This window comes from Escherichia sp. E3659, from assembly GCF_005781135.1.
Lineage (GTDB): Bacteria > Pseudomonadota > Gammaproteobacteria > Enterobacterales > Enterobacteriaceae > Escherichia.
In genome coordinates this window covers 47,760-72,278 of record NZ_VATQ01000003.1, presented here as the reverse complement: position 1 = coordinate 72,278, position 24,519 = coordinate 47,760, and the positions used below count along the sequence as shown (strand labels likewise).

Annotated in this window: 23 protein-coding genes, 5 tRNA genes and 1 other RNA gene; 9 read left to right on the top strand and 20 right to left on the bottom strand. The window is 50.0% G+C overall.

The features are described from left to right. Window positions 1-40 precede the first annotated feature (40 nt). Window positions 41-1,093 carry a 3-deoxy-7-phosphoheptulonate synthase AroG gene (gene aroG / locus FEK47_RS03570; protein ID WP_135486489.1) on the bottom strand — a complete coding sequence of 351 codons (1,053 nt, stop codon included), beginning with the start codon at window positions 1,091-1,093 and terminating at the stop codon, window positions 41-43. 315 nt (window positions 1,094-1,408) lie between these two features. On the opposite strand from aroG, the gene FEK47_RS03565 reads away from it, so the two are divergent. Beyond that, on the top strand, window positions 1,409-1,789 hold the full coding sequence (locus FEK47_RS03565) for a YbgS-like family protein (RefSeq protein ID WP_135486490.1): 381 nt from the start codon (window positions 1,409-1,411) through the stop codon (window positions 1,787-1,789). Between the two features lie 114 nt (window positions 1,790-1,903). Then, complete coding sequence (gene zitB, locus FEK47_RS03560; protein ID WP_135486491.1) at window positions 1,904-2,845, top strand: CDF family zinc transporter ZitB; 942 nt, start codon at window positions 1,904-1,906, stop codon at window positions 2,843-2,845. On the opposite strand, the gene pnuC is transcribed toward zitB, so the two are convergent. The 19 genes from pnuC to cydA form a co-directional block, all read right to left on the bottom strand. Further along, window positions 2,842-3,561 carry a nicotinamide riboside transporter PnuC gene (pnuC, locus tag FEK47_RS03555; RefSeq protein ID WP_138183106.1) on the bottom strand — a complete coding sequence of 240 codons (720 nt, stop codon included), beginning with the start codon at window positions 3,559-3,561 and terminating at the stop codon, window positions 2,842-2,844. The two genes, zitB and pnuC, sit on opposite strands and share 4 nt — an antisense overlap. A gap of 36 nt (window positions 3,562-3,597) precedes the next feature. Continuing rightward, entirely contained in the window at window positions 3,598-4,641 is a 1,044-nt protein-coding gene (gene nadA, locus FEK47_RS03550) for a quinolinate synthase NadA (RefSeq protein WP_135486492.1), read from the bottom strand. Window positions 4,642-4,919: 278 nt separating this feature from the next. Further along, a non-coding RNA gene (locus tag FEK47_RS03545) (RtT sRNA) lies at window positions 4,920-5,045 on the bottom strand. Between the two features lie 30 nt (window positions 5,046-5,075). Next, a tRNA-Lys gene (locus FEK47_RS03540) sits at window positions 5,076-5,151 on the bottom strand. A gap of 132 nt (window positions 5,152-5,283) precedes the next feature. Beyond that, window positions 5,284-5,359: transfer RNA gene (locus tag FEK47_RS03535), tRNA-Lys, on the bottom strand. Window positions 5,360-5,505: 146 nt separating this feature from the next. Beyond that, window positions 5,506-5,581: transfer RNA gene (locus tag FEK47_RS03530), tRNA-Lys, on the bottom strand. Between the two features lie 3 nt (window positions 5,582-5,584). After that, window positions 5,585-5,660, bottom strand: a tRNA-Val gene (locus FEK47_RS03525). Window positions 5,661-5,809: 149 nt separating this feature from the next. Further along, window positions 5,810-5,885: transfer RNA gene (locus FEK47_RS03520), tRNA-Lys, on the bottom strand. A 164-nt stretch (window positions 5,886-6,049) separates the two neighbouring features. After that, window positions 6,050-6,838, bottom strand: coding sequence for a cell division protein CpoB (gene cpoB, locus FEK47_RS03515; protein ID WP_130258671.1), 789 nt, complete (start codon window positions 6,836-6,838; stop codon window positions 6,050-6,052). 9 nt (window positions 6,839-6,847) lie between these two features. Next, complete coding sequence (gene pal, locus FEK47_RS03510) at window positions 6,848-7,369, bottom strand: peptidoglycan-associated lipoprotein Pal (protein WP_001295306.1); 522 nt, start codon at window positions 7,367-7,369, stop codon at window positions 6,848-6,850. Window positions 7,370-7,403: 34 nt separating this feature from the next. After that, window positions 7,404-8,696 (bottom strand): Tol-Pal system beta propeller repeat protein TolB, encoded by a 1,293-nt coding sequence (tolB, locus tag FEK47_RS03505; RefSeq protein ID WP_010352214.1) that lies wholly within the window; start codon window positions 8,694-8,696, stop codon window positions 7,404-7,406. A 132-nt stretch (window positions 8,697-8,828) separates the two neighbouring features. Then, a complete protein-coding gene (gene tolA / locus FEK47_RS03500) occupies window positions 8,829-10,070 on the bottom strand; it encodes a cell envelope integrity protein TolA (protein WP_138183105.1) in 1,242 nt (413 codons plus the stop codon). Window positions 10,071-10,133: 63 nt separating this feature from the next. Next, window positions 10,134-10,562 carry a colicin uptake protein TolR gene (tolR, locus tag FEK47_RS03495; protein ID WP_130214950.1) on the bottom strand — a complete coding sequence of 143 codons (429 nt, stop codon included), beginning with the start codon at window positions 10,560-10,562 and terminating at the stop codon, window positions 10,134-10,136. 3 nt (window positions 10,563-10,565) lie between these two features. Then, window positions 10,566-11,258, bottom strand: coding sequence for a Tol-Pal system protein TolQ (gene tolQ / locus FEK47_RS03490; RefSeq protein ID WP_000131310.1), 693 nt, complete (start codon window positions 11,256-11,258; stop codon window positions 10,566-10,568). Further along, the gene (gene ybgC, locus FEK47_RS03485) at window positions 11,255-11,659 is read right to left on the bottom strand and encodes a tol-pal system-associated acyl-CoA thioesterase (protein ID WP_001098372.1); all 405 of its coding nucleotides are present in this window, start codon (window positions 11,657-11,659) and stop codon (window positions 11,255-11,257) included. The genes tolQ and ybgC overlap by 4 nt, the downstream gene beginning before the upstream one ends. 149 nt (window positions 11,660-11,808) lie before the next feature. After that, window positions 11,809-12,102, bottom strand: coding sequence for a cyd operon protein YbgE (ybgE, locus tag FEK47_RS03480; RefSeq protein ID WP_063096546.1), 294 nt, complete (start codon window positions 12,100-12,102; stop codon window positions 11,809-11,811). Continuing rightward, window positions 12,102-12,215 (bottom strand): cytochrome bd-I oxidase subunit CydX, encoded by a 114-nt coding sequence (gene cydX, locus FEK47_RS03475; RefSeq protein WP_000270283.1) that lies wholly within the window; start codon window positions 12,213-12,215, stop codon window positions 12,102-12,104. Before cydX ends, ybgE begins: the two co-directional genes overlap by 1 nt. Before the next feature lie 14 nt (window positions 12,216-12,229). After that, window positions 12,230-13,369 carry a cytochrome d ubiquinol oxidase subunit II gene (gene cydB, locus FEK47_RS03470; RefSeq protein WP_000568264.1) on the bottom strand — a complete coding sequence of 380 codons (1,140 nt, stop codon included), beginning with the start codon at window positions 13,367-13,369 and terminating at the stop codon, window positions 12,230-12,232. Between the two features lie 15 nt (window positions 13,370-13,384). After that, window positions 13,385-14,953, bottom strand: a complete 1,569-nt coding sequence (gene cydA / locus FEK47_RS03465) for a cytochrome ubiquinol oxidase subunit I (protein WP_010331061.1) — start codon at window positions 14,951-14,953, stop codon at window positions 13,385-13,387. Window positions 14,954-16,332: 1,379 nt separating this feature from the next. On the opposite strand from cydA, the gene glmS reads away from it, so the two are divergent. The 7 genes from glmS to FEK47_RS03430 all read left to right on the top strand — a co-directional run bounded on the left by glmS (window position 16,333) and on the right by FEK47_RS03430 (window position 24,510). Beyond that, a complete protein-coding gene (gene glmS / locus FEK47_RS03460) occupies window positions 16,333-16,782 on the top strand; it encodes a methylaspartate mutase subunit S (protein WP_130214952.1) in 450 nt (149 codons plus the stop codon). Continuing rightward, window positions 16,782-18,170: a methylaspartate mutase accessory protein GlmL gene (gene glmL, locus FEK47_RS03455; protein WP_135487435.1), complete on the top strand. Its 1,389-nt coding sequence runs from the start codon at window positions 16,782-16,784 to the stop codon at window positions 18,168-18,170. The genes glmS and glmL overlap by 1 nt, the downstream gene beginning before the upstream one ends. A gap of 18 nt (window positions 18,171-18,188) precedes the next feature. Further along, window positions 18,189-19,634 (top strand): methylaspartate mutase subunit E, encoded by a 1,446-nt coding sequence (locus FEK47_RS03450; protein WP_135487436.1) that lies wholly within the window; start codon window positions 18,189-18,191, stop codon window positions 19,632-19,634. Next, a complete protein-coding gene (locus tag FEK47_RS03445) occupies window positions 19,634-20,875 on the top strand; it encodes a methylaspartate ammonia-lyase (protein WP_130209898.1) in 1,242 nt (413 codons plus the stop codon). The genes FEK47_RS03450 and FEK47_RS03445 overlap by 1 nt, the downstream gene beginning before the upstream one ends. A 3-nt stretch (window positions 20,876-20,878) precedes the next feature. Then, complete coding sequence (locus FEK47_RS03440) at window positions 20,879-22,249, top strand: acyclic terpene utilization AtuA family protein (protein ID WP_130222233.1); 1,371 nt, start codon at window positions 20,879-20,881, stop codon at window positions 22,247-22,249. After that, window positions 22,246-22,563 carry a DUF4387 domain-containing protein gene (locus tag FEK47_RS03435; protein WP_130214960.1) on the top strand — a complete coding sequence of 106 codons (318 nt, stop codon included), beginning with the start codon at window positions 22,246-22,248 and terminating at the stop codon, window positions 22,561-22,563. Before FEK47_RS03440 ends, FEK47_RS03435 begins: the two co-directional genes overlap by 4 nt. A 294-nt stretch (window positions 22,564-22,857) precedes the next feature. Continuing rightward, window positions 22,858-24,510 (top strand): class I fumarate hydratase, encoded by a 1,653-nt coding sequence (locus FEK47_RS03430; protein WP_138183104.1) that lies wholly within the window; start codon window positions 22,858-22,860, stop codon window positions 24,508-24,510. The last annotated feature ends 9 nt before the right edge of the window (window positions 24,511-24,519 follow it).

The window sequence follows — 24,519 nt, the reverse complement described above, 5'->3', positions numbered from 1 at the left end:
TCGGATACGCCACTCTGGCGGCGCATCCGACAATTAAACCTTACCCGCGACGCGCTTTTACTGCGTTCGCCAGTTGGCGTAACAGAGCATCGGTATCATCCCAGCCAATACAGGCATCGGTGATACTCTTGCCATAAGCCAGCGGCTCCCCGCTCTCGAGGCTCTGATTGCCTTCCACCAGATGGCTTTCCACCATCACGCCAATAATGGCTGTTTCGCCACCGGCAATCTGCTGGCAAACGTCAGCACACACATCCATCTGCTTTTTAAACTGTTTGGACGAGTTGGCATGGCTGAAATCAATCATCACTTGTGCTGGCAGGCCTGCTTTGTTCAGCCCTTCTTTCACTTCAGCAACGTGTTTTGCACTGTAATTAGGCTCTTTACCGCCGCGCAGAATGATATGGCAATCGCCGTTACCGCTGGTATTCACAATCGCCGAATGACCCCATTTGGTCACTGAAAGGAAGCAGTGCGGCGCACCGGCGGCATTAATGGCATCGATAGCCACTTTAATCGTACCGTCTGTGCCATTTTTGAAACCTACCGGGCAAGAAAGACCAGATGCCAGTTCGCGGTGCACCTGCGATTCCGTAGTACGTGCGCCAATTGCGCCCCAGCTCATCAGGTCAGCGAGATATTGTGGGGTGATCATGTCGAGAAACTCACCCGCCGCTGGCAGACCGCTGTCGTTAATATCAAGCAGCAATTTACGGGCAATACGCAGACCGTCGTTGATCTGGAAGCTGTTATCCATATGCGGATCGTTAATCAGCCCTTTCCAGCCCACCGTGGTACGCGGCTTTTCAAAATAGACGCGCATTACGATTTCCAGGTCGTCTTTTAGCTCTTCACGCAGCGCCAGCAAGCGAGTGGCATACTCTTTAGCCGCGACAGGATCATGAATTGAGCACGGACCAATCACCACTAACAGGCGATCATCATTACCTTTCAGGATCTTATGGATCGCTTTTCGGGCATGGGCAACCGTATTCGCGGCATTTTCAGTAGCAGGGAATTTTTCCAGCAGTGCGACAGGAGGAAGTAACTCTTTGATTTCTTTGATGCGTAAATCGTCGTTCTGATAATTCATGTCTGTTCCAGTGTTGCCATACTTATCTTGGTGAATGCAATCCTTCCAATCTATATCTTCCGTCAGAATGTGTAAACGGGGTTTTACACTATGGACGGAATAATCCTGGAATCGGCAAGAAATACGCCATATTGTCGCAAAAAACGAGATCTCTCCTACAATTTCTAACTGTAACTTCTTTGTTTATTAATTATTTCAAGATTCTCTGCTGGATTTCTTTGCCTGGCTGAAATCTTAAACCATTGCCTGATATTCACCTGCAAATGCACTGTTGGAAGAGGTTATCCGACATAACGACCATAACAGGAGCATCCTATGAAAATGACAAAACTGGCCACACTATTTTTGACTGCCACTCTAAGCCTTGCCAGCGGCGCCGCACTGGCTGCCGATAGTGGAGCGCAAACCAACAACGGCCAGGCAAACGCCGCGGCAGATGCGGGCCAGGTTGCCCCGGACGCTCGTGAAAATGTCGCACCAAATAACGTCGACAATAACGGGGTTAATACCAACTCGGGCGGGACTATGCTGCACCCGAATGGTTCATCCATGAATAATGACGGCATGACCAAAGACGAAGAGCACAAAAACACCATGTGCAAAGACGGTCGTTGCCCGGACATCAATAAAAAGGTACAAACCGGTGATGGCATCAACAATGATGTCGATACCAAAACCGACGGTATTACGCAGTAAGTCAGGATATATGGCTGATAATGGGAGAGCGGAGGCTCTCCTTTTTAATTTTTCCCTTCTAAAAGAAGTATGATGTCATAAAGTTAAGTGAGATAAATTAAGGGATGACTCGTCATGGCGCACTCACACTCACACACTTCCCCACACCTACCAGAAGATAATAATGCTCGTCGCTTGTTGTATGCTTTCGGCGTAACTGCCGGGTTTATGCTGGTAGAAGTCATTGGCGGTTTTCTTTCCGGTTCTCTGGCATTGTTGGCTGATGCCGGACATATGTTGACCGATACAGCCGCCCTGCTCTTCGCCCTGCTCGCAGTGCAATTTTCACGTCGTCCCCCCACCATTCGCCACACTTTCGGTTGGCTAAGATTGACCACGCTCGCGGCGTTTGTGAATGCCATCGCCCTGGTGGTGATTACGATTTTGATTGTCTGGGAGGCGATAGAACGTTTCCGCACGCCGCGTCCGGTTGAAGGCGGTATGATGATGGCGATTGCCGTGGCGGGATTGCTGGCAAATATACTTTCTTTCTGGTTACTTCATCACGGTGGTGAAGAGAAAAACCTCAACGTGCGAGCAGCGGCACTGCATGTGCTTGGGGACCTGCTGGGTTCCGTTGGCGCTATCGTCGCCGCGTTGATTATTGTCTGGACCGGCTGGACACCTGCGGACCCGATTCTCTCCATTCTGGTTTCTGTGCTGGTGTTACGAAGTGCGTGGCGTTTGCTTAAAGACAGCGTGAATGAATTACTTGAAGGTGCACCGGTATCGCTGGATATCGCTGAACTGAAGCGCCGTATGTGTCGGGAAATCCCGGAAGTCCGCAATGTGCATCATGTACATGTATGGATGATAGGCGAGAAGCCGGTGATGACGCTGCATGTGCAGGTGATCCCGCCACACGATCACGATGCTTTGTTAGATCAGATCCAACACTATCTGATGGATCACTATCAGATTGAGCACGCCACCATCCAGATGGAATATCAACCTTGTCATGGGCCAGACTGCCACCTGAATGAAGGGGTGCCTGGCCATTCACATCATCACCATTAATGGGACAGCGCGCGTGAACCTCTTTCGCGTGCGCTGTTGATCCACATCCGGCTGCCGTTGAGGGCAATAAAGGTCAGGATCAGATACTCCAGCGACATGGCATAGACGCCCTGCAAGGCGAAAATCACCACGCTAATCACGTTAATGATGACCCACAATAACCAGTTTTCGACGTATTTACGCGTCATCAGAATCATTGCCACGATGGAGAGTACCATCATGCAGGAGTCCCAGAATGGGAAGGCGTCCGGTTGCAATTCTGGCATCACTACCTGCAAACCCAATGCTTGCATAATCGTGACTGCCACGTGGGTCAAAAATGCAAACACCGGATTGATAAATACCGTCATCAGACCAATCGAAACAACGCAAACCGCCAACCAGCTTAGCGCCTTCGGCAATGGCAACCAGCGAATTTTCAACTCAGCTTCATGTTGACTGGTTTGTCGCGACCAGGCATACCAGCCATAAATGTTAGCGGCAAAGAAAAACACCTGTAACAGCAGGCTGGCATACAGCTGAATCTGAAAGAAAATAATGCCAAACAGGGTAACGTTGATCAGGCCAAAAAAGTAGTTACTGATCTTCTCCAGACTGGCAAGGCCAATACACAGTAACCCGGCGATCGTCCCCACCGCTTCGATCCATGAGAGATCGTAACCGCCAGCACCGATCGGTATATGAACCAGAATGTTCTGTGTGCTAAAAAAATCCATCTTTCCCCCATGTGTAGCGTGACGCCTTATTGTCAGTTATCCACGTAGTGTAGCCGCAAAATCCAGCATGCGGTTGAGCGGCACCAGCGCCCTCTCTCGCAGATTTTCGTCAACATGAACCTCGTGATTGCTTCCTCCCTGTTCCAGCGCCTCTGCGATGGCCTGAAGGCCATTCATTGCCATCCACGGACAATGAGCGCAACTTCGACAGGTAGCGCCCTCGCCTGCGGTTGGCGCTTCCAGCAATTTTTTATCTGGCACTGCCTGCTGCATTTTGTAGAAAATGCCCCGGTCAGTCGCCACAATCAGTTGCTGATGCGGCAATGTTTTTGCAGCGTTAATCAACTGACTTGTGGAACCGACCGCATCGGCCATATCGACAATAGCTTGTGGTGACTCCGGATGCACCAGTATGGCAGCATCAGGGTGCTGTTTTTGTAAGCGGGTTAACGCCTGAGTCTTAAACTCGTCATGAACTATACAGGCACCTTGCCAGCATAAGATGTCTGCACCTGTCTGTTTTTGCACGTAACGCCCCAGATGTTTGTCTGGTGCCCAGATAATTTTTTCACCCAAGCTATCCAGATGATCAATGAGTTCGACGGCAATGCTTGAAGTTACCACCCAATCTGCACGCGCTTTTACCGCAGCAGAAGTGTTGGCGTAGACAACGACAGTACGATCGGGATGGGCATCGCAAAATGCGTTGAATTCTTCAATCGGACATCCGAGATCCAGTGAACATTCAGCCTGAAGTGTTGGCATCAGAATTGTTTTTTCCGGGCTGAGAATTTTGGCAGTTTCCCCCATAAATCTCACCCCAGCAACTAACAGCGTAGAAGCGGGATGCTTAGCACCGAAGCGGGCCATTTCCAGAGAATCAGAGATACAGCCACCGGTTTCTTCAGCCAGCTGTTGAATTTCGGGATCGGTATAGTAGTGGGCGACCATCACCGCATTACGTTCTTTCAGCAGACGTTTTATTTTCTCGCGATAATACGCTTTTTCATCAATGCTTAACGGCGTTGGCTTCGGGGGGAAAGGATAAATCGCCGTTTCAGGATCAAACATCACGCTCATTTGGCTATCTCGTTTTACAGGCTTAACGTTTATACCGACATGAAGCGTTCAATCCGCTGCAATCGGCCTCAGTTGTTTTGTATGCTAAACAAAATAGCCGAATGGTGAGGAAAAGTCACACGTATTACGCCTGATGTGCAGGATGCGTCATTTTACGCCTAATTCCACCGACGTAGAGTTGCTTGCACAGCAAGCTCTGACTATGTCATCAGGTTTACAACTTGAAATTGTGGGATGCCTGAATAGCAAAAAAGCGCCTTTAGGGCGCTTTTTTACATTGGTGGGTCGTGCAGGATGACTCGCTTCGCTCGCCCTTCGGGCCGTCGCCGCAAGCGGCTCCGTTGTTTCGCTGCGCTCAACTCGAACCTGCTGCAGGTTCGAATCTTTGAGTATCGCAGATAGCAAAAAAGCGCCTTTAGGGCGCTTTTTTACATTGGTGGGTCGTGCAGGATTCGAACCTGCGACCAATTGATTAAAAGTCAACTGCTCTACCAACTGAGCTAACGACCCCTTGCGGGATTATGCTGCTTTAATCATTCAGGATGGTGGGTCGTGCAGGATGACTCGACTTCGTCTCGCCCTTCGGGCCGTTGCTAACGCAACGTTATCCTTCACGTTCTCTACCAGTAACCACCTTTAAATTGGTGGGTCGTGCAGGATTCGAACCTGCGACCAATTGATTAAAAGTCAACTGCTCTACCAACTGAGCTAACGACCCATATGGGTGTTACCTGAAAGATTTTTACTCGAATCCAATCTTTAAGATTGGTGGGTCGTGCAGGATGACTCGCTTCGCTCGCCCTACGGGCCGTTGCTGACGCAACGTTATCCTTCACGCTTAACATCTGAGTTTGATGTTAAAATTGGTGGGTCGTGCAGGATTCGAACCTGCGACCAATTGATTAAAAGTCAACTGCTCTACCAACTGAGCTAACGACCCGAGTGGTGGGTGATGACGGGATCGAACCGCCGACCCCCTCCTTGTAAGGGAGGTGCTCTCCCAGCTGAGCTAATCACCCGATACTGCGCTGGATACTACAAACTACTTCCACCAAACCTACTGCAATGAGTGGTGGGTCGTGCAGGATGACTCGCTTCGCTCGCCCTACGGGCCGTTGCTGACGCAACGTTATCCTACACGCTTAACATCTGTCTTCGATGTTAAAACTGGTGGGTCGTGCAGGATTCGAACCTGCGACCAATTGATTAAAAGTCAACTGCTCTACCAACTGAGCTAACGACCCACTTTTTCGTTGCTTTCGGTTTGTTTGATATCCCGTGGCAACGGCGGCATATATTACTGATTTCAGACTTGAGCGCAACAAAAATTTCGATGTAGATCACTCAACTGCTTATGAATCGCACGACACGACCAGAAATAATGCGACTTCTGGTCGCGTGTTATGCATTACATGGCGTTCAGACGTTTTTGCGCCTGTTTAGCACCATCAGTACCAGGGTATTTACTGATAACCTGCTGGTACACGGCTTTTGCTTTCGCGGTGTCACCTTTGTCCTGCATGATGACGCCAACTTTAAACATCGCATCTGCAGCCTTCGGTGACTTCGGATAGTTTTTCACTACCGAAGCAAAATAGTACGCCGCATCATCTTTCTTACCCTTGTTGTAGTTTAACTGACCCAGCCAATAATTGGCGTTGGGCAGGTAAGTTGAATCAGGATAATTTTTGATGAAATTCTGAAATGCCACCATCGCGTCATCCTGGCGGGATTTATCCTGTACCAGCGCAATAGCTGCATTGTAATCAGTGTTTGCATCGCCGCTTTTCACCGGCGCACCAGCATTCGCAGTACCTGCATCAGCAGTTGGCGTCGTTGCCGCCGCCCCGCTTTGATCGCCGCTGGCTGATTGTGCCGCTGCACCACCGCTGCTAAGGCTATCGATCTGCAACAAGATCTGCTTCTGCCGCTCCACGACCTGATTCAGTTGATACTGATTTTCCTGAATTTGACCTCGCAGGGAATCAATATCGGACTGATTATCAGAGAGTTGTTGCTGGAGTTGGGTCAAAAGCTGGCTGTGAGCATTAGAAATACGCTCAAGTTGAGTGACGCGGTCTTCGACCGAGCCTGAGCCGACACTACTGATTGGTGCCTGAGCAAAAGCGGCCCAGGGGGCCGCTATACCAACCAGTAACGACAGACTCAATAGTTGATGTCTGAAGTTACTGCTCATGCAATTCTCTTAGTAAACCAGTACCGCACGACGGTTTTTGGAGTATGCCGCTTCGTCATGACCCAGTACTGCAGGTTTTTCTTTACCGTAAGAAACGATGGAGATCTGGTCTGCAGAAACGCCTTTACCCTGCAGGTACATCTTAACGGCGTTCGCACGACGTTCACCCAGGGAGATGTTGTATTCCGGAGTACCACGTTCGTCCGCGTGACCTTCTACGGTGACTTTGTAAGACGGGTTGCTACGCAGGAAGTTTGCGTGTGCATCCAGCATTTGAGCGAAGTCAGAACGGATATCGTATTTGTCCAGATCGAAGTAAACGATGTTGTTCTGCTGCAGCTGTTGCATTTGCAGACGAGCCTGCTCTTCGGAAGACATGTTGCCATTTCCACCGTTCGCATCCATGCCAGTGCCGGCACCCAGCATGCCTTCGCTGCCGTCATTGCTGGCGTTCTTGTTGGAAGAACATGCCGCAATTGCCATAACAGGCAGAGCAATCATCAGCCCTTTCAGCACTTTGTTCAGTTGCATTTCAATGATTCCTTTACTATTCAATTAATTATTATCACAGATACGGCGACCAGGCAGGAAATTTGACCTGTCCATCAGTTGCCGGAAGACGCGCTTTGAAACGCCCATCTGTAGAAACCAAATTCAGCACGGATCCCATCCCCTGAGAAGAGCTGTAGATTACCATAGTGCCGTTAGGTGCCAGACTTGGCGTTTCATCCAGGAACGTTGAGGACAGAACTTGTACGCCTCCCGTTACCAGATCTTGTTTGGCAATGTGCTGCTGCCCACCATTGGAGCTAACCATTACCATAAATTTACCGTCGCTGCTGACATCCGCATCCTGGTTCTGCGAACCTTCCCAGGTAATACGTTGCGGCGCACCGCCGTTGATATTCACTTTATAAACCTGCGGACGACCGGCCTGGTCAGAAGTAAATGCCAAGTTTTGACTGTCCGGGAACCAGGTCGGTTCGGTGTTGTTGCTGCGACCATCTGTCACCTGACGGATTTGACCAGAGGCTAAATCCATTACGTACAGATTCAGGCTACCAGTTTTCGACAGCGCAAAAGCCAGTTTGCTGCCGTCTGGCGAGAATGCAGGCGCACCGTTGTGACGCGGGAAGGAAGCAACCTGACGCACTGCACCGTTAGCCAGCGTCTGAATTACCAGCGCGGAACGACCGCTTTCGAAGGTAACATATGCCAGTTTAGAACCGTCCGGTGACCACGCCGGAGACATCAGCGGCTGCGGAGAACGGTGAACCACAAACTGGTTGTAGCCATCATAGTCAGACACGCGCAACTCATACGGGAACTGGCCACCATTGGTCTGAACAACATAGGCAATACGGGTACGGAACGCACCTTTAATGCCGGTCAGTTTTTCAAACACTTCATCACTGGCGGTATGGCCAGCGTAACGCAGCCATTGTTTGTTTACTTTGTATGAGTTCTGAGCAAGCACAGTACCCGGTGCACCGCCGGTATCAACCAGCTGATAAGCAACATTGTAAGAACCGTCCGGATTCGGAGTGACCTGACCTACAACGACAGCGTCAATGCCCAGCGCAGACCATGCAGCAGGTTGAACTTCCTGCGCGCTACCTGGCTGTTGAGGCAGACGAGCGCGATCTAACGGATTAAATTTACCGCTGTTACGCAAGTCAGCAGCAACGATGCCACCAATATCTTCAGGTGCCGCACCTGGACCCGCCCACTGGAATGGAACAACACCAATAGGACGACCGGAATCTACACCACTATCGATCACAATGCGGACTTCAGCATGCAGAACTGACGCCCACAGTATGAGAAAACCAAATGCTACTCGTAATGCCTGCTTCATCATATCTCCCTTATCTGGACAGATAGCCCACGATAATTTAGCAGAATGTTAACAAACTCAAATACACAAAACTACCAGAACCCTGCGACAACCGATGTCTGATGTTGACCGCCGTGACGACCAACATCGCGATTACGGTTTGAAGTCCAATGGTGCGTTCTTGAACACTTCATATACTGCCTGGCTTGGTGGTTTCGGGATCTTCGCAAGTTTAGCTGCTGCCAACGCAGCCTGACAAAGAGCGGGATCGCCACCTTCAGGTTTGATATCCAGTAACATGCCATCCGGTGCCAGTTTTATGCGCAGCGTACAGGTTTTACCTGCATAGGACGATGCATCATAGAACTTACTTTCGATAGCAGATTTAATCTGCCCGGCATAGTTATTGATATCTGCGCCTGATGCGCCATTGTTTTTAGTATTACCACTCCCGGCAGGCGAAGCATTGTTCCCTTTCGCCCCTCCCCCCGTTTTCGGTGCATTCTTACCAGAGCTTAGCTCACCGAAAATATCATCTGCCTCTGCGGCAGCTTTTGCTGCAGCCGCTTTTTCAGCTGCTGCTTTTGCCGCTGCGGCTTTTTTGTCTGCGGCGGCTTTTTCTGCGGCTTTTTCTGCTGCTTTTTTGTCGGCTGCGGCTTTTTCAGCGGCGGCTTTCTTATCTGCAGCCGCCTTTTCAGCAGCCGCTTTCTGCTCAGCTTCTGCCTTCGCTTTTTCAGCAGCTTCAGTCGCCGCTTTCTTTCTTGCTTCAGCTGCAGCAGCTTCTGCCGCTTCCGCTTTCTTCTTCAGCGCCGCTGCAGCTTTGGCGGCTTCGGCCTCGGCTTTTTTCTGCGCTTCGGCTGCGGCTTTGGCGGCTTCTGCTTCTGCTTTTTTCTTCGCGTCCGCAGCCGCTTTCTTCGCTGCTTCTTCGGCAGCTTTGGCTTCCGCTTCAGCCTTCGCTTTAGCATCTGCCGCCGCTTTCGCTGCTGCCTCTTCCGCTTGCTTCTGCTTTAACTCGGCCTGTTTAGCGGCTTCTTCAGCCTGTTTCTTCTGTTCCTGAGCAGCTAACCGTTCTTTCTCAAGCTGCTTCAGGCGTTCCTGTTCAGCCGCTTGTTTCTCACGCAGTTCTTCAGCTGCCTGCTGTTCCTTCATCTTGCGCTGCTCTTCAGAACGCTTCGCGCTTGATTCCTGGCTTTGCATGCGTTTGTACTGCTCAACTACCGCACCTGAATCAACCATTACAGCGTCGATGGACGAACCACCGCCGCCTCCGGCTGAAGCTTCTATATTCTCATCGAACGAACTCCAGATCAGCGCTGCAAATAAGATGACATGCAGCACTGCTGAAATAATTATCGCCCGTTTGAGCTTGTCGTTTTGTTCGGTTGCCTTTGACACTCTCGGTTCCCAAAAACTGTTCGCCTGTTACCCGCTCTCTTAAAGCAAGGGAAACGCAGATGCTTAAATAGGCTGCGTCATTAAACCAACCGATTTCACACCCGCACTGTGTAACAAGTTCAGCGCTTTAATTATTTCATCGTAAGGCACATCTTTTGCGCCACCGATCAGAAAGACCGTTTTCGGGTTGGCATTGAAACGGCTGGATACTTCCGCCACCACCTGCTCTGGTGGTAAACGCTCCAGACGCTCTTTCTCAACCACCACGGTGTACTGACCAATACCAGACACTTCAACAATCACAGGCGGATTATCGTTACTGCTCACCGCCTGTGATTCAGTAGCGTCTGGCAGATCGACCTCCACGCTCTGGGTGATGATGGGCGCTGTCGCCATAAAGATCAGCAACAGCACCAGCAGTACGTCCAGCAACGGTACAATGTTGATTTCGGACTTGAGATCGCGACGACCTCGTCCACGCGCTCTGGCCATGGCTTACCCCTTGTTGCTCTCGCTAACGGTAAACGCCTGGCGGTGCAGAATCGCGGTAAACTCTTCCATAAAGTTGTCGTAATTCAGTTCCAGTTTGTTTACGCGCTGGTTGAGGCGGTTGTAGGCCATAACCGCCGGAATAGCGGCGAACAGACCGATTGCTGTAGCAATCAACGCTTCTGCGATACCGGGCGCAACCATTTGCAATGTTGCCTGCTTCACCGCGCCGAGAGCGATAAAGGCATGCATGATCCCCCAGACTGTACCGAACAGACCGATATACGGGCTGATGGAACCCACAGTGCCGAGAAACGGAATGTGCGTTTCCAGATTTTCCAGCTCACGGTTCATGGAAATACGCATCGCGCGCGACGCGCCTTCCACTACGGCTTCCGGTGCATGGCTGTTAGCACGATGCAGGCGCACAAATTCTTTGAACCCACTGTAAAAGATTTGTTCCGACCCCGAGAGATTATCTCGTTTTCCCTGGCTCTCCTGATAGAGGCGAGAAAGTTCGATTCCAGACCAGAATTTATCCTCAAACGCTTCGGCTTCGCGAGCTGCGGCGTTAAGAATGCGGGTCCGCTGGATAATAATGGCCCAGGATGCGATTGAAAAACCAATCAAAATCAACATGATAAGTTTAACCAGAAGGCTCGCCTTCAGGAACAAATCAAGGATATTCATGTCAGTCACTGCTTAAACTCCGCGACAATAGACTTGGGAAGCGCACGAGGCTTCATTTTGAGTGGGTCAACGCAAACAATCAGAACCTCGGCTTCATTCAGCAGAGTATTCTCAGCGTTGACAATACGTTGCGTGAAAACCAAAGAGGTGCCACGCATTGATGTTATTTCAGTCTGTATTTCGAGCATATCGTCGAGCCGCGCAGGCGCGTAATATTCCACCGTCATCTTACGCACCACGAAGGCAACGCGTTCAGCCATCAGCGCCTGTTGACTGAAGTGATGATGACGCAGCATCTCTGTGCGTGCTCTTTCATAAAAAGCGATGTAACTGGCGTGGTACACCACACCACCGGCATCGGTATCTTCATAGTAGACGCGAACCGGCCATCGAAACAGCGTTGTATTCACTTTACATCCCGGTAATGCAACAAAAATTAGAACTTTTAAACGCTGCTACTATACGCGCGCGATTGAGGTTTGGGAATGAGGGCAAGTTAAGGGAGCGTAAAAATTTATGGACTGTTGAAGGTCCATAAATTTTTAAAGAGAATTCTGATTTAAAAGAAGAAGAAAATCAGCCCGACAATGAGAACGATATCGGCAAGCAGTGGGCAAAAAATCCCTTGCCAAAGAACCTTCTGCGGACGAAAACCCACGCCGTGAATTACGCCAGCACAGACGGCCCACATCAGCAATAAACCATGCCAGATTTCCAGTTCACTGGTCTTCGCGGCAAAACGTGATGGGTCCCAAAACATACATCCTGCTAACAGAAGCGCCATCACGAAGGAAAGCGCCCGCAGGGGGCGCTTGTCCATTACCGCATACAAAGTTGCGATAACCTTACTCATCAGCTGTCTTCTTGACCGGCTTTACCTGATTCGACGTGCTCAAGCGCCAGCGCGGTGATTACCCCAAACGAACAGGCAAGAAGCGTTCCCAGAATCCATGCGAAATACCACATTTTTAGCTCCTTACTTAGTACAGAGAGTGGGTGTTACGTTCAATATCTTCTTTGGTGATACGTCCGAACATTTTCCAGTAACACCAGGCGGTGTAGAGCAGAATGATCGGAACCAGAACCACCGCAACCCAGGTCATGACGTTAAGCGTCAGCTGGCTGGAAGTTGCATCCCACATTGTCAGACTTGCGTTCATCATGGTGCTGGACGGCATCACAAACGGGAACATTGCAATACCGGCAGTCAGGATGATGCAGGCCAGCGTCAGGGAGGAGAACACAAACGCCCACGCGGCTTTATCCATACGTGCAGTCAGGATGGTCAGCAGTGGCAGAACCACACCCAGCGCCGGAATAGCCCACAGAATCGGCGTGTTGTTGAAGTTAACCAGCCATGCGCCAGCTTCACGAACCACTTCTTTATTCAGTGGGTTAGAGGCAGCGTAATGGTCCATTGTCGATTTCACGACATAACCATCGATACCGTACATCACCCATACGCCAGCCAGTGCGAAGCAGACCAGTGTCACCAGAGCCGCCACCTGAGCCGTTGCACGGGTACGCAGGTGCAGCTCGCCCACGGTACGCATTTGCAGGTAGGTCGCGCCCTGAGTAATGATCATCCCTACGCTCACCACGCCTGCCAGCAGGCCGAACGGGTTAAGCAGCTGGAAGAAGTTACCGGTGTAGTACAGACGCAGATATTCATCAACGTTGAACGGTACGCCCTGCAACAGGTTACCGAACGCTACACCAATCACCAGCGGCGGAACGAAGCTACCAATGAAGATGCCCCAGTCCCACATGTTACGCCAGCGGGTTTCTTCAATCTTGGAGCGGTAGTCAAAACCGACCGGACGGAAGAACAAAGACGCCAGCACGAGGATCATCGCCACATAGAAGCCGGAGAACGCAGCGGCATAGACCATCGGCCAGGCAGCAAACAGTGCGCCGCCTGCGGTGATCAGCCATACCTGGTTACCGTCCCAGTGTGGTGCGATGGAGTTAATCATAATTCGACGCTCGGTGTCGTTACGACCGAGGAAACGGGTGAGCATGCCCACCCCCATGTCGAAACCGTCAGTGACTGCAAAACCAATCAGCAGAATGCCAACCAGCAGCCACCAGATAAAACGCAATACTTCATAATCGATCATTTGACGACTCCTGTCTTAGCGTGCCGGCTGAGTAGTCGTGGAGGACTGCTCAAAGTGATAGCGACCGGTTTTCAGGCTGCTTGGGCCGAGGCGTGCAAATTTGAACATTAAGAACAATTCTGCCACCAGGAACAGGGTATACAGGCCGCAAATCAGCACCATCGAGAAGATGAGATCGCCTGCGGTCAGTGACGAGTTCGCCACAGCTGTCGGCAGCACTTCACCGATAGCCCACGGTTGGCGGCCATATTCAGCCACGAACCAGCCCGCTTCTACAGCAATCCACGGCAGCGGAATACCGTACAGCGCGGCGCGCAGCAGCCATTTTTTCTCGCCAATGCGGTTGCGGATGACACTCCAGAAGGAGAGCGCAATGATTGCCAGCAGCAGGAAGCCACACGCCACCATGATGCGGAACGCGAAGTACAGCGGCGCTACACGCGGAATGGAGTCTTTGGTTGCCTGTTGAATCTGAGCTTCAGTCGCATCCGCCACGTTTGGCGTATAGCGTTTCAGCAGCAGACCGTAACCGAGGTCTTTCTTCATGCTATTGAACTGGTCACGAACCGCCTGGTCGGTAGAACCAGAACGCAGTTGTTCGAGCAGAGAGTACGCTTTCATCCCGTTACGGATGCGTTCTTCATGCTGAACCATCAGCTCTTTCAGGCCGATCACTGGCGTATCCACGGAACGCGTTGCAATGATGCCCAGCGCGTAAGGGATCTGGATCGCAAATTTGTTCGTCTGCTCATCCTGATCAGGAATACCGAACAGAGTAAAGGCAGCAGGCGCAGGTTGCGTTTCCCACTCGGCTTCAATTGCAGCCAGTTTGGTTTTCTGCACGTCGCCCATTTCGTAACCGGATTCATCACCCAGAACAATAACAGACAGAACGGCAGCCATACCGAAGCTTGCAGCGATAGCAAAGGAGCGTTTAGCGAAGGCGAAGTCACGGCCTTTCAGCATATACCATGCGCTGATACCGAGGATGAACATCGCGCCAGTCACATAACCAGAGGCTACAGTGTGAACGAATTTCACCTGAGCAACCGGGTTAAGCACCAGTTCGGAGAAGCTCACCATCTCCATACGCATGGTTTCGAAATTGAAATCGGACGCGATTGGGTTTTGCATCCAGCCGTTCGCAACCAGAATCCACAGTGCGGACAGGTTTGAACCGAGCGCCACCAGCCAGGTGACACACATATGCTGAACTTTACCCAGACGATCCCAACCGAAGAAGAACAGACCTACAAAGGTGGATTCGAGGAAGAAGGCCATCAGACCTTCGATTGCCAGCGGAGCACCGAAGATATCCCCTACATAGTGGGAATAGTAAGACCAGTTAGTCCCGAACTGGAACTCCATGGTCAGACCGGTTGCCACACCTAGAGCAAAGTTGATACCAAACAACTTGCCCCAGAACTTGGTCATATCTTTATAAATCTGTTTGCCGGAAAGGACGTAGACCGTTTCCATAATGGCCAGCAGGAACGCCATACCGAGCGTCAGCGGCACAAAAAGGAAGTGGTACATCGCGGTCAAGGCAAACTGTAAGCGCGACAGTTCGACTATATCTAACATCATGACTCCTTGCTCATCGCATGAAGACTCCGAGAGTGAACCCCGTTAGAAAGGGTCACACGCATGCCCCAATACAAAATTATTTGCTCGCCCCTATCGTTGCCATTTCATCAAAAGAGGAAAGACAATGATAAAAAAGTTACAAATATGTTAATGAATAAACCAAATTGATCCCGTAATTATATTACGCCGCAAAATCCTTACAATAAACAGGTTTTTATTGAGCAAATTTGCATTTTTCGACAGTGATCAATTTATAGTGAAATTGTCACTATCCCACCAATTTGATCTACGACAATTTATCGCGTTTTGCAGATTTTTTTCAAGAATTAAAAATTGATTTATATCAAAATCAACCAGATATGTTAATCATGTATAATCCATGGATCATTGGTAATTTTATTGTTAATTTATTGTAACTAAATAGCACAGTAAAATTACCACTATGGAAATACATAGATAAAAAACCAGTATTTTATTTAACAGAACCGCCTTACCCACTTTTTATAAGACTAATTGATTAGATTAGCCAATTTGTTGTCATTTTACATAACATATTTTTATCAAAGTTAATTGATTGTTGTCTTTATGAGCACCCATCTTCACCCCGGAATGTTATTGTTGCTTTGCTAATAATCACGTTGAAGGATGGATTTGTAGAATGCAGGAGGAAGGGAAAGAGAGCTTTTAAGCTAAATTGCATCTGATATAAGTATTTTTCCCCTTTTTATATTCAATGAACGGCTCAGTGAGCCAACATCAAACAACATGAGATTCAATAACTAAGTTTATCCTGTGTTGGTATATGTAAATTATCTTTATTACCCCAGCAGCAAGACGAGACAATGAAACGGTATTATATCTGGACGTTATTGAACATCCGCCCACTCTAAGTAATACGTTCCACTGCTCAAGAATAATCATTTGAGTAGAAGTGATTAATTAGGCCCAATAAATAGCACCCCCCAAATGAGTTATTAACCATTTGTTACTTTAAACATTACCGTTACAATTTCATGTTAAGACGGCAGTAAATTGCATTAATAATGCGCACCAAACTTTATGAACTACTTTTATAACCAGCCCCTCTTAAAAAAAATGCAAATCAGATGTTGATCACAAATATATCAATACATTAAATCAATATAATTTGAAAAATTAAAATCAATAACAACCATATACGTAACCTATTGAAATAACCGTCATATTTAATGCAACCACATAAACAAGCATTTTTCGAAAGATATTTTGAAAATAGATCAATTGCAACCTGACGACAGGACACAGACACTCCAGTGTTATTAATCATGTGCCACAGAAACGGCCATAAATACGACGTGTGTAACTTATTTTACTCTCTGTCTTACAAAGGATTACCCATGAAGAAAGCAACACTAGTGCTTGGCGTTATTGGTGCCGACTGCCATGCAGTTGGCAATAAAGTTCTGGATCGCGTTTTTACTTCTCATGACTTCAGAGTCATTAACCTGGGCGTAATGGTCAGCCAGGATGAATATATTGATGCTGCCATTGAAACTGGCGCTGACGCGATAGTGGTTTCCTCTATCTATGGGCATGGGGATATCGACTGTCTGGGTATGCGTGAACGCTGCATCGAACGTGGGCTGGGCGACATTCTGCTCTATGTAGGCGGTAACCTGGTGGTGGGTAAACATGACTTCGCTGACGTGCAAATCAAATTCAAAGAGATGGGTTTTGACCGCGTCTTCGCCCCCAGCCATGACTTAGAAGATGTCTGCCAGCTGATGGCCAACGATATCAACCAGCGTCATGGTGTTGAAACACGTATTTTCGAAGAGGCCATCTGATGCAAATCGTCTCTGTCGATATTGGATCGACGTGGACCAAAGCTGCCCTCTTTACCCGGGAGGGGGACGCGTTAACGCTGGTTAACCACGTTCTGACCCCAACCACCACGCATCATCTGGCCGATGGTTTTTTCTCAAGCCTGAATCAGGTGTTAAACGTAGATAACGCCCTCCCCCTGTTAAAAAGCGGCGAAGTCGCATTGAAGTACTCCTCTTCAGCCAAAGGTGGACTGGCGGTTGCCGCAATGGGATTAGTGCCTTCTATTACCCTGGAATCCGCGAAAGTAACCGCTCACTCTGCTGGCGCTAAAATTGCACAACATTACGCCTACAAGCTGAACCGCCGTGATATTCAGGCGCTGGAAGAGTCACCACCCGATATCCTCTTGTTCACGGGCGGCACCGACGGCGGAGAAGAGAGTTACGGGCTAAATAACGCCCGTGTGCTGGCGGAATCAAAACTCGAGTGCGCCATTATTTATGCCGGAAACAGGGACATTCAGGACAATATACAAGACATCCTCGGGCATAAAGATCTGACTATCGTCGATAACGTCCTGCCTGACCTTGAAAATCCCTCCCCTTTCGCCGCGCGACAGGCCATCTGCGACATTTTCCTCAAACGCATTGTTAAAGGGAAAGGGCTGGATGTCATTGTTGATGAAACGGGCGAAGAGCCGATGCCAACGCCGTGGACGGTTTTTGAACTGGTTAAGGCAATCAGTAATGTCGATAGCAGTTGGAAAGAGTTCATGCTGATCGACATGGGCGGCGCAACCACCGATATGTATTCTGCCTGTGCCAATAATCTCTCACCCGACACCGTTTTACACGGCGTACCGGAACCCTTCGTAAAACGGACCGTTGAAGGCGATCTGGGAATGCGCGTCTCAGCAATGGTGGTTGGTGAAAGCGCAAAAGACTTAGTTAATGTGATCTTTTCTCAGCACCCCACGCAGCAGGACGCTTTTTATCATTATCTCCGTCATTTGGTTGCACATCCCGACCATTTACCCACTACCGCAGAAGAAAAATATTTCGATACTGTGCTGGCCGGGCTGTGCGTAGGTTACGCCACTGAACGTCATGCCGGCACCAAAAAAGAGGTCTGCACCTGCGTCGGCAATGTCGATTTACAGATGGGACGCGACCTGACCACCGTGCGCAAAGTCGTTGGTTCCGGTGGATGGCTGTCGCGCGCGAGCCAGTTTGATATTCATCGTTGGTTGAAATACCGCGAGTTAAACGACGACGGCAAACGCATTCTCTTACCGACCGAATTTGAATATTACCGCGATTCACGGGGGCTATTTCCACTGCTGGCAAACGTCGCCAGAGTCGATCCGCAGGCCGCCGCGCGTACCAGTATTCAATGCTTAACCCTATAACAATTAAGGTAGCAATCAATGGAACTTCGAAATAAGAAATTAACCCATGACGAATTCATGACCGAGCGGCAACAGGTACTGAAAACCTGGGAAACCGGCAAGGATGTTGAAAACTTCGAAGATGGCGTTAAATATCAACAAACTATTCCTGATCACAAACGCTTCTCCCTTGCCCTACTGAAAGCAGACCTGGAAGGTAAAACGCTTAGCCAACCGCGCGCAGGCGTGGCGTTGATGGACGAGCACATCGAACTACTGAAAACACTGCAAGATGAGTGCGATTTGCTGCCGAGCACCATCGATGCCTATACCCGTCTGAATCGTTACGAAGAAGCCGCGGTAGGGATTAAAAAATCCATCGAAGCCGGAACCTCTAAACTGAACGGTTTACCGGTGGTTAACCACGGCGTCGCCGCATGCCGTCGTCTGACCGAAACCTTGCAAAAACCGCTACAGATCCGCCATGGCACACCAGATGCGCGGCTGCTGGCTGAAATCTCAATGGCCAGCGGCTTCACCAGCTATGAAGGCGGCGGCATTTCCTACAATATTCCGTATGCCAAACGCGTAACGCTGGAAAAATCGATCCGCGACTGGCAGTACTGCGACCGTTTAATGGGGCTGTATGAAGAGCACGGCATTCGCATCAACCGCGAACCGTTTGGCCCGCTTACAGGTACCTTGATTCCACCGTTTATCTCGCACTCTATTGCGATAATCGAAGGCTTGCTGGCACTGGAACAGGGCGTGAAATCTATCACCGTCGGTTATGGTCAGGTCGGAAGCCTGACGCAAGATATTGCGGCGATCCAGTCTCTGCGGGAACTCGCTCACGAATACTTCCAGAATCATGGCTATGCAGAGTACGAATTAAGTACGGTGTTCCACCAGTGGATGGGCGGTTTTCCGGAAGACGAGTCAAAAGCGTTCGCGATTATCTCCTGGGGCGCGGCGGTTGCCGGAATGTCGGGCGCAACCAAAGTAATCACCAAGAGTCCGCATGAAGCCTGGGGCATCCCTACCGCTGCCGCCAACGTGCAGGGACTGAAAGCCTCCCGCCAAATGCTCAATATGGTTAGCGATCAGAAATTCCCACAGTGTCCTGCGGTGGAACTGGAAGTTGAGCTGATTAAGAGTGAAGTTCGCGCCGTGCTGAATAAAGTGTTCGAACTGGGGAATGGGGATATCGCGCGCGGTACGGTGCTGGCATTTGAAGCGGGCGTACTGGATGTGCCGTTTGCGCCAGCCGCCTGCAACGCGGGCAAAATTCTTCCGGTTCGCGACAATACCGGCGCGATACGCGTGCTGGAAGCAGGCGCCGTTCCGTTGCCAAAAGACATTCTCGACCTTCACCACGATTACGTTGCTGAACGCGCACGCTTTGAAGGACGCCAACCGACATTCCAGATGGTTGTTGATGACATCAATGCTGTATCCCACAGTAAATTAATAGGAAGACCATAATGAAAATAAAACAGGCCCTGTTCACCGCTGGCTACTCCTCATTCTATTTCGATGACCAGCAGGCGATAAAAAACGGAGCGGGCCACGACGGATTTTTTTATACCGGGGAGCCGGTTACGTCTGGTTTTAGCGCAGTACGTCAGGCTGGGGAGTGCGTTTCAGTTCAGTTGATTCTGGAAAATGGCGCGGTCGCGGTTGGTGACTGTGCTGCGGTACAGTACTCCGGGGCAGGCGGTCGCGATCCGCTGTTCCTCGCCGAGCATTTTATTCCGTTCCTTAATGACCATATCAAACCGTTACTGGAAGGCCGCGATGTGGATGCGTTTGTGCCGAACGCCCGTTTTTTCGACAAGCTGCGTATTGACGGCAACTTGCTGCATACCGCCGTGCGCTATGGATTATCGCAGGCGCTGCTTGACGCTACCGCGCTGGCAACGGGCCGTCTGAAAACTGAAGTAGTTTGCGATGAATGGCAGTTACCGCGCGTGGCAAAATCCATTCCTTTATTTGGCCAGAGCGGCGACGATCGGTATATCGCCGTCGATAAGATGATCCTTAAAGGGATCGACGTACTGCCCCATGCACTGATTAATAACGTCGAAGAGAAGCTGGGCTTTAAGGGCGAAAAACTGCGCGAATATATCCGCTGGCTGTCAGATCGCATTCTGAGCAAACGTACCAGCGCTCGCTACCACCCTACCCTACACATCGATGTATACGGCACCATCGGTCTGATCTTCGACATGGATCCTGTTCGCTGCGCGCAATACATCGCCAGCCTGGAAGAAGAAACACAAGGTCTGCCGCTGTACATTGAAGGTCCGGTCGATGCCGGTAACAAACCTGACCAAATTCGCCTGTTGACTGCCATCACCAAAGAGCTGACGCGCCTCGGTTCCGGCGTGAAAATTGTCGCCGACGAATGGTGTAACACCTACCAGGATATCGTTGATTTCACTGATGCAGCCAGTTGCCACATGGTGCAAATCAAAACGCCTGATCTGGGCAGTATTCACAACATCGTCGATGCGGTTCTGTACTGCAACAGCCACGGAATGGAAGCTTATCAGGGTGGCACCTGTAACGAAACCGATGTCAGCGCCCGAACTTGTGTCCACGTAGCTCTTGCCGCGCGTCCCATGCGGATGCTGGTAAAACCGGGGATGGGGTTTGACGAAGGCCTCGACATCGTGTTCAACGAAATGAATCGTACTATCGCGCTGATGCTGGCTAAGGATTAACAGATGGCTCGTTCTTTTAAAGTCTTATCACCTACTGCGATCCTCGGTTACGGCTTCCCTGAAGAGAGCTTCCGCAAAGCGATGGCGGAATCTCCCGATCTGATCGCCGTTGATGCCGGTTCTTCCGATCCTGGCCCGCACTATCTGGGGGCGGGTAAGCCCTTTACCGACCGCGCGGGAGTTAAACGCGACCTGCGCTATATGATAACCGCAGGCGTGCAAAATAATATTCCAGTGGTGATCGGGACGGCCGGTGGTTCTGGCGCAGCCCCGCATTTGGAGTGGTGTCGTCAAATTATTCACGAGATTGCGCAAGAGGAAAAACTTTCGTTTTCGATGGCGCTGATCCCGGCGGACGTTGACAAAGCCATCGTCCACCAGGCACTGGATAACGGCAAAATCACGGCGCTGGATTTTGTCCCGCCGTTAACGCACGACGCGATTGACGAAAGTACCTATATCGTCGCGCAAATGGGCATCGAGCCCTTCCAGCGGGCGCTGAAAGAAGGCGCACAGGTGGTGCTGGGCGGCCGGGCTTATGATCCGGCCTGCTTTGCCGCGCTACCCATCATGCAAGGCTTTGACGAAGGGCTGGCGCTGCACTGTGGGAAAATTCTCGAATGTGCAGCAATTGCCGCAACGCCAGGCTCCGGCTCTGACTGTGCGATGGGCATCATCGACGATAATGGCTTCACGCTGAAGACGTTCAATCCGCAGCGTAAATTCACCGAAACATCCGCAGCCGCGCATACGCTGTATGAGAAATCGGACCCGTACTTCCTGCCGGGACCAGGTGGTGTTCTGAATCTGAAAGGCTGCACCTTCAAAGCCGTGAACGACGGTGAAGTTTATGTCAGCGGTTCTAAGCATGAAGAAACGCCATATGCCCTGAAACTGGAAGGTGCGCGGCAGGTGGGCTTCCGCTGCCTGACCATCGCAGGCACTCGCGACCCAATAATGATCGCCGGGATCGACAAAATCATTGAAGATGTCAAAGCCAGCGTAACGCGCAACCTGTCGCTGACCGATGACAGCATTCGAATGACATTCCACCTGTACGGTAAAAATGGTGTCATGGGCGACCACGAGCCCATGGAAACTGCCGGACATGAACTGGGGATCGTCCTGGATGTGGTCGCGCCGACGCAAGAAATCGCCAACAGTGTTTGTTCACTGGTGCGCTCCACTATGCTGCACTACGGTTATGAAAATCGCATCGCCACTGCGGGCAACCTGGCGTTCCCGTTCTCCCCTTCTGATATCCAGAGCGGACCCGTATACGAGTTTTCTATCTATCACCTGATTGAAGCCAACGACGCATTGCGCTTTGATTTCCATATTGAACAGGTGACGCCAGAAGGAGTTCAGGCATGAAACAGTCAATTGTCTCACTGGCGCAAGTCATTCGTTCGAAAAATGCCGGCCCCTACGAACTGGTTTTAGATATTTTATTTAAAACGAAAGAAAACTATGAGCGAGTTAAATCATCAGGGCAATTAACTCCAGAGCTGATTGCGCGCTTATATCATGTTGAACCTGACTTTATTCATCGTATTGTCTGGTTTGATCCTTCTAATGCAGTAAAAATCGTCATGCCACGAGATATTATCTCCGGGAATGTGGGCGATAATGATGTTTATGGTGCGCAGCAGCACGCACCTTTATTAAGCATTCATTTTGACATTTAATAATTAATACTGTTTAGATTATCAACCCCATAAATGTACCTGCACAGATTTCCTTATGCCAGGTACATTTATCTAAACATATCAATAAAATAGCTTAGAAAGCTGCCAGCATTATCACAACTGGAATAACTGGTGGCCTACGTTCCCCTAAAAATCATACAACAACCACACGTAATTAAACAAAAAATACTTAAGCTAATACCGAATGACAACGTGATATAACTCATCCAGTCTCTGCTGGAAAAAAGACTGCCTTATCATTCGGTAAAAATAACCACAATGTGAGAACACATCATGTCCAAACCATTTATCTGGCAAGAACCGTTTTTACAATATAAAGACGCGACGGAATATAAATTAATCAGCGATCAATATATTACAGTAACGGAAATAGACGGCGAAGAAGTGATAAAAGTCGCTCCGGAAGCATTAACGTTGCTTGCCCGGGAGGCATTTTATGAAGCCTCTTTTTTCTTACGTCCCGTTCACCTGCAACAAGTCGCCAGCATTCTGAACGATCCGCAGGCCAGCAGTAATGACAGATATGTGGCCTTGCAGCTACTGCGCAATGCCGAAGTCTCGGCAAAAGGGATATTACCCAACTGCCAGGACACCGGCACCGCTACCATTGTCGCCAGTAAAGGGCAACACATCTGGACCGGGGGCAATGACGCCGAAGCCTTAAGCAAGGGTATTTACACCACTTTCCAGGAAAATAATCTGCGCTTTTCACAAAATGCGCCACTGGATATGTATACCGAAGTCAATACACAAACCAATCTTCCGGCTCAGATTGATATCAGCGCCGTCCCCGGCGACGAGTACCATTTTCTGTGTGTTAATAAAGGGGGTGGCTCTGCCAATAAAGCTGCGCTTTACCAGGAAACTAAATCTCTCCTGCAACCAGAAAAACTGACTGCGTTTTTAATCGAAAAAATGAAATCGCTGGGAACTGCCGCCTGTCCGCCCTACCACATCGCCTTTGTCGTCGGGGGACTTTCTGCCGATCAGGCGCTAAAAGTTGCCAAACTAGCGTCGACAAAATACTACGATAATCTGCCCACCAGCGGAAACGAGCAGGGACAAGCCTTCCGCGATGTTGAGCTGGAAAAAACCTTGCTCGACGCCAGCCAACAATTTGGTATTGGTGCTCAGTTTGGTGGCAAATATTTCGCTCATGATATTCGTGTTATTCGTCTACCGCGCCACGGCGGCTCCTGCCCAATCGCTATGGCACTCTCCTGTTCCGCCGATCGTAATATTAAAGCCAAAATTAACAAGCACGGCATCTGGCTGGAAAAACTCGAACATAATCCGGGGCAATATATTCCAGCCTCAATGCGGGAAGACAATCACACGCATAACGTACAGATTGATCTAAATCGTCCATTGCGTGAGGTAATGCAGGATCTCGCCACATTACCGATCGGCACCCGTGTGTCGTTAAGCGGCCCCATCGTAGTGGCGCGTGATATCGCCCACGCCAAAATAAAAGAACGACTGGATAACGGCGAACCGATGCCGGATTACCTGAAACATCATATTGTCTATTACGCTGGCCCCGCGAAAACACCGGAAAATATGGCCTGTGGTTCTCTTGGGCCCACCACGGGCGGTCGAATGGACGGTTATGTCGACGCCTTCCAGGCGGCTGGCGGCAGTCTGGTGATGTTATCGAAAGGCAACCGCAGCCAGCAGGTTACCGATGCCTGTCACAAACATGGCGGCTTTAATCTGGGAAGTATCGGCGGTGCGGCGGCGTTACTGGCACAAGAATATGTCAAAAGCCTGCATTGCCTGGAATATCCGGAGTTGGGCATGGAAGCTGTGTGGATGATGGAGGTTGAAAACTTGCCCGCGTTCATTCTGGTGGATGATAAAGGCAATAATTTCTTTAGTCAGTTTGAGCAGCAACACCGTTGCGCCAATTGCCCCGCCGGGCATTAAGGAAAGTGA

What these genes read in the sequence shown, in the direction of transcription:
- FEK47_RS03445 (WP_130209898.1), top strand. Translation starts at nt 19,634, where the DNA reads ATGAAAATAAAACAGGCCCTGTTCACCGCTGGCTACTCCTCATTCTAT.
- pal (WP_001295306.1), bottom strand. Translation starts at nt 7,369, where the DNA reads ATGCAACTGAACAAAGTGCTGAAAGGGCTGATGATTGCTCTGCCTGTT.
- FEK47_RS03450 (WP_135487436.1), top strand. Translation starts at nt 18,189, where the DNA reads ATGGAACTTCGAAATAAGAAATTAACCCATGACGAATTCATGACCGAG.
- cydA (WP_010331061.1), bottom strand. Translation starts at nt 14,953, where the DNA reads ATGTTAGATATAGTCGAACTGTCGCGCTTACAGTTTGCCTTGACCGCG.
- FEK47_RS03430 (WP_138183104.1), top strand. Translation starts at nt 22,858, where the DNA reads ATGTCCAAACCATTTATCTGGCAAGAACCGTTTTTACAATATAAAGAC.
- FEK47_RS03565 (WP_135486490.1), top strand. Translation starts at nt 1,409, where the DNA reads ATGAAAATGACAAAACTGGCCACACTATTTTTGACTGCCACTCTAAGC.
- FEK47_RS03435 (WP_130214960.1), top strand. Translation starts at nt 22,246, where the DNA reads ATGAAACAGTCAATTGTCTCACTGGCGCAAGTCATTCGTTCGAAAAAT.
- pnuC (WP_138183106.1), bottom strand. Translation starts at nt 3,561, where the DNA reads ATGGATTTTTTTAGCACACAGAACATTCTGGTTCATATACCGATCGGT.
- FEK47_RS03440 (WP_130222233.1), top strand. Translation starts at nt 20,879, where the DNA reads ATGGCTCGTTCTTTTAAAGTCTTATCACCTACTGCGATCCTCGGTTAC.
- ybgE (WP_063096546.1), bottom strand. Translation starts at nt 12,102, where the DNA reads ATGAGTAAGGTTATCGCAACTTTGTATGCGGTAATGGACAAGCGCCCC.
- cydB (WP_000568264.1), bottom strand. Translation starts at nt 13,369, where the DNA reads ATGATCGATTATGAAGTATTGCGTTTTATCTGGTGGCTGCTGGTTGGC.
- glmS (WP_130214952.1), top strand. Translation starts at nt 16,333, where the DNA reads ATGAAGAAAGCAACACTAGTGCTTGGCGTTATTGGTGCCGACTGCCAT.
- cpoB (WP_130258671.1), bottom strand. Translation starts at nt 6,838, where the DNA reads ATGAGCAGTAACTTCAGACATCAACTATTGAGTCTGTCGTTACTGGTT.
- cydX (WP_000270283.1), bottom strand. Translation starts at nt 12,215, where the DNA reads ATGTGGTATTTCGCATGGATTCTGGGAACGCTTCTTGCCTGTTCGTTT.
- glmL (WP_135487435.1), top strand. Translation starts at nt 16,782, where the DNA reads ATGCAAATCGTCTCTGTCGATATTGGATCGACGTGGACCAAAGCTGCC.
- aroG (WP_135486489.1), bottom strand. Translation starts at nt 1,093, where the DNA reads ATGAATTATCAGAACGACGATTTACGCATCAAAGAAATCAAAGAGTTA.
- tolB (WP_010352214.1), bottom strand. Translation starts at nt 8,696, where the DNA reads ATGAAGCAGGCATTACGAGTAGCATTTGGTTTTCTCATACTGTGGGCG.
- tolR (WP_130214950.1), bottom strand. Translation starts at nt 10,562, where the DNA reads ATGGCCAGAGCGCGTGGACGAGGTCGTCGCGATCTCAAGTCCGAAATC.
- zitB (WP_135486491.1), top strand. Translation starts at nt 1,904, where the DNA reads ATGGCGCACTCACACTCACACACTTCCCCACACCTACCAGAAGATAAT.
- nadA (WP_135486492.1), bottom strand. Translation starts at nt 4,641, where the DNA reads ATGAGCGTGATGTTTGATCCTGAAACGGCGATTTATCCTTTCCCCCCG.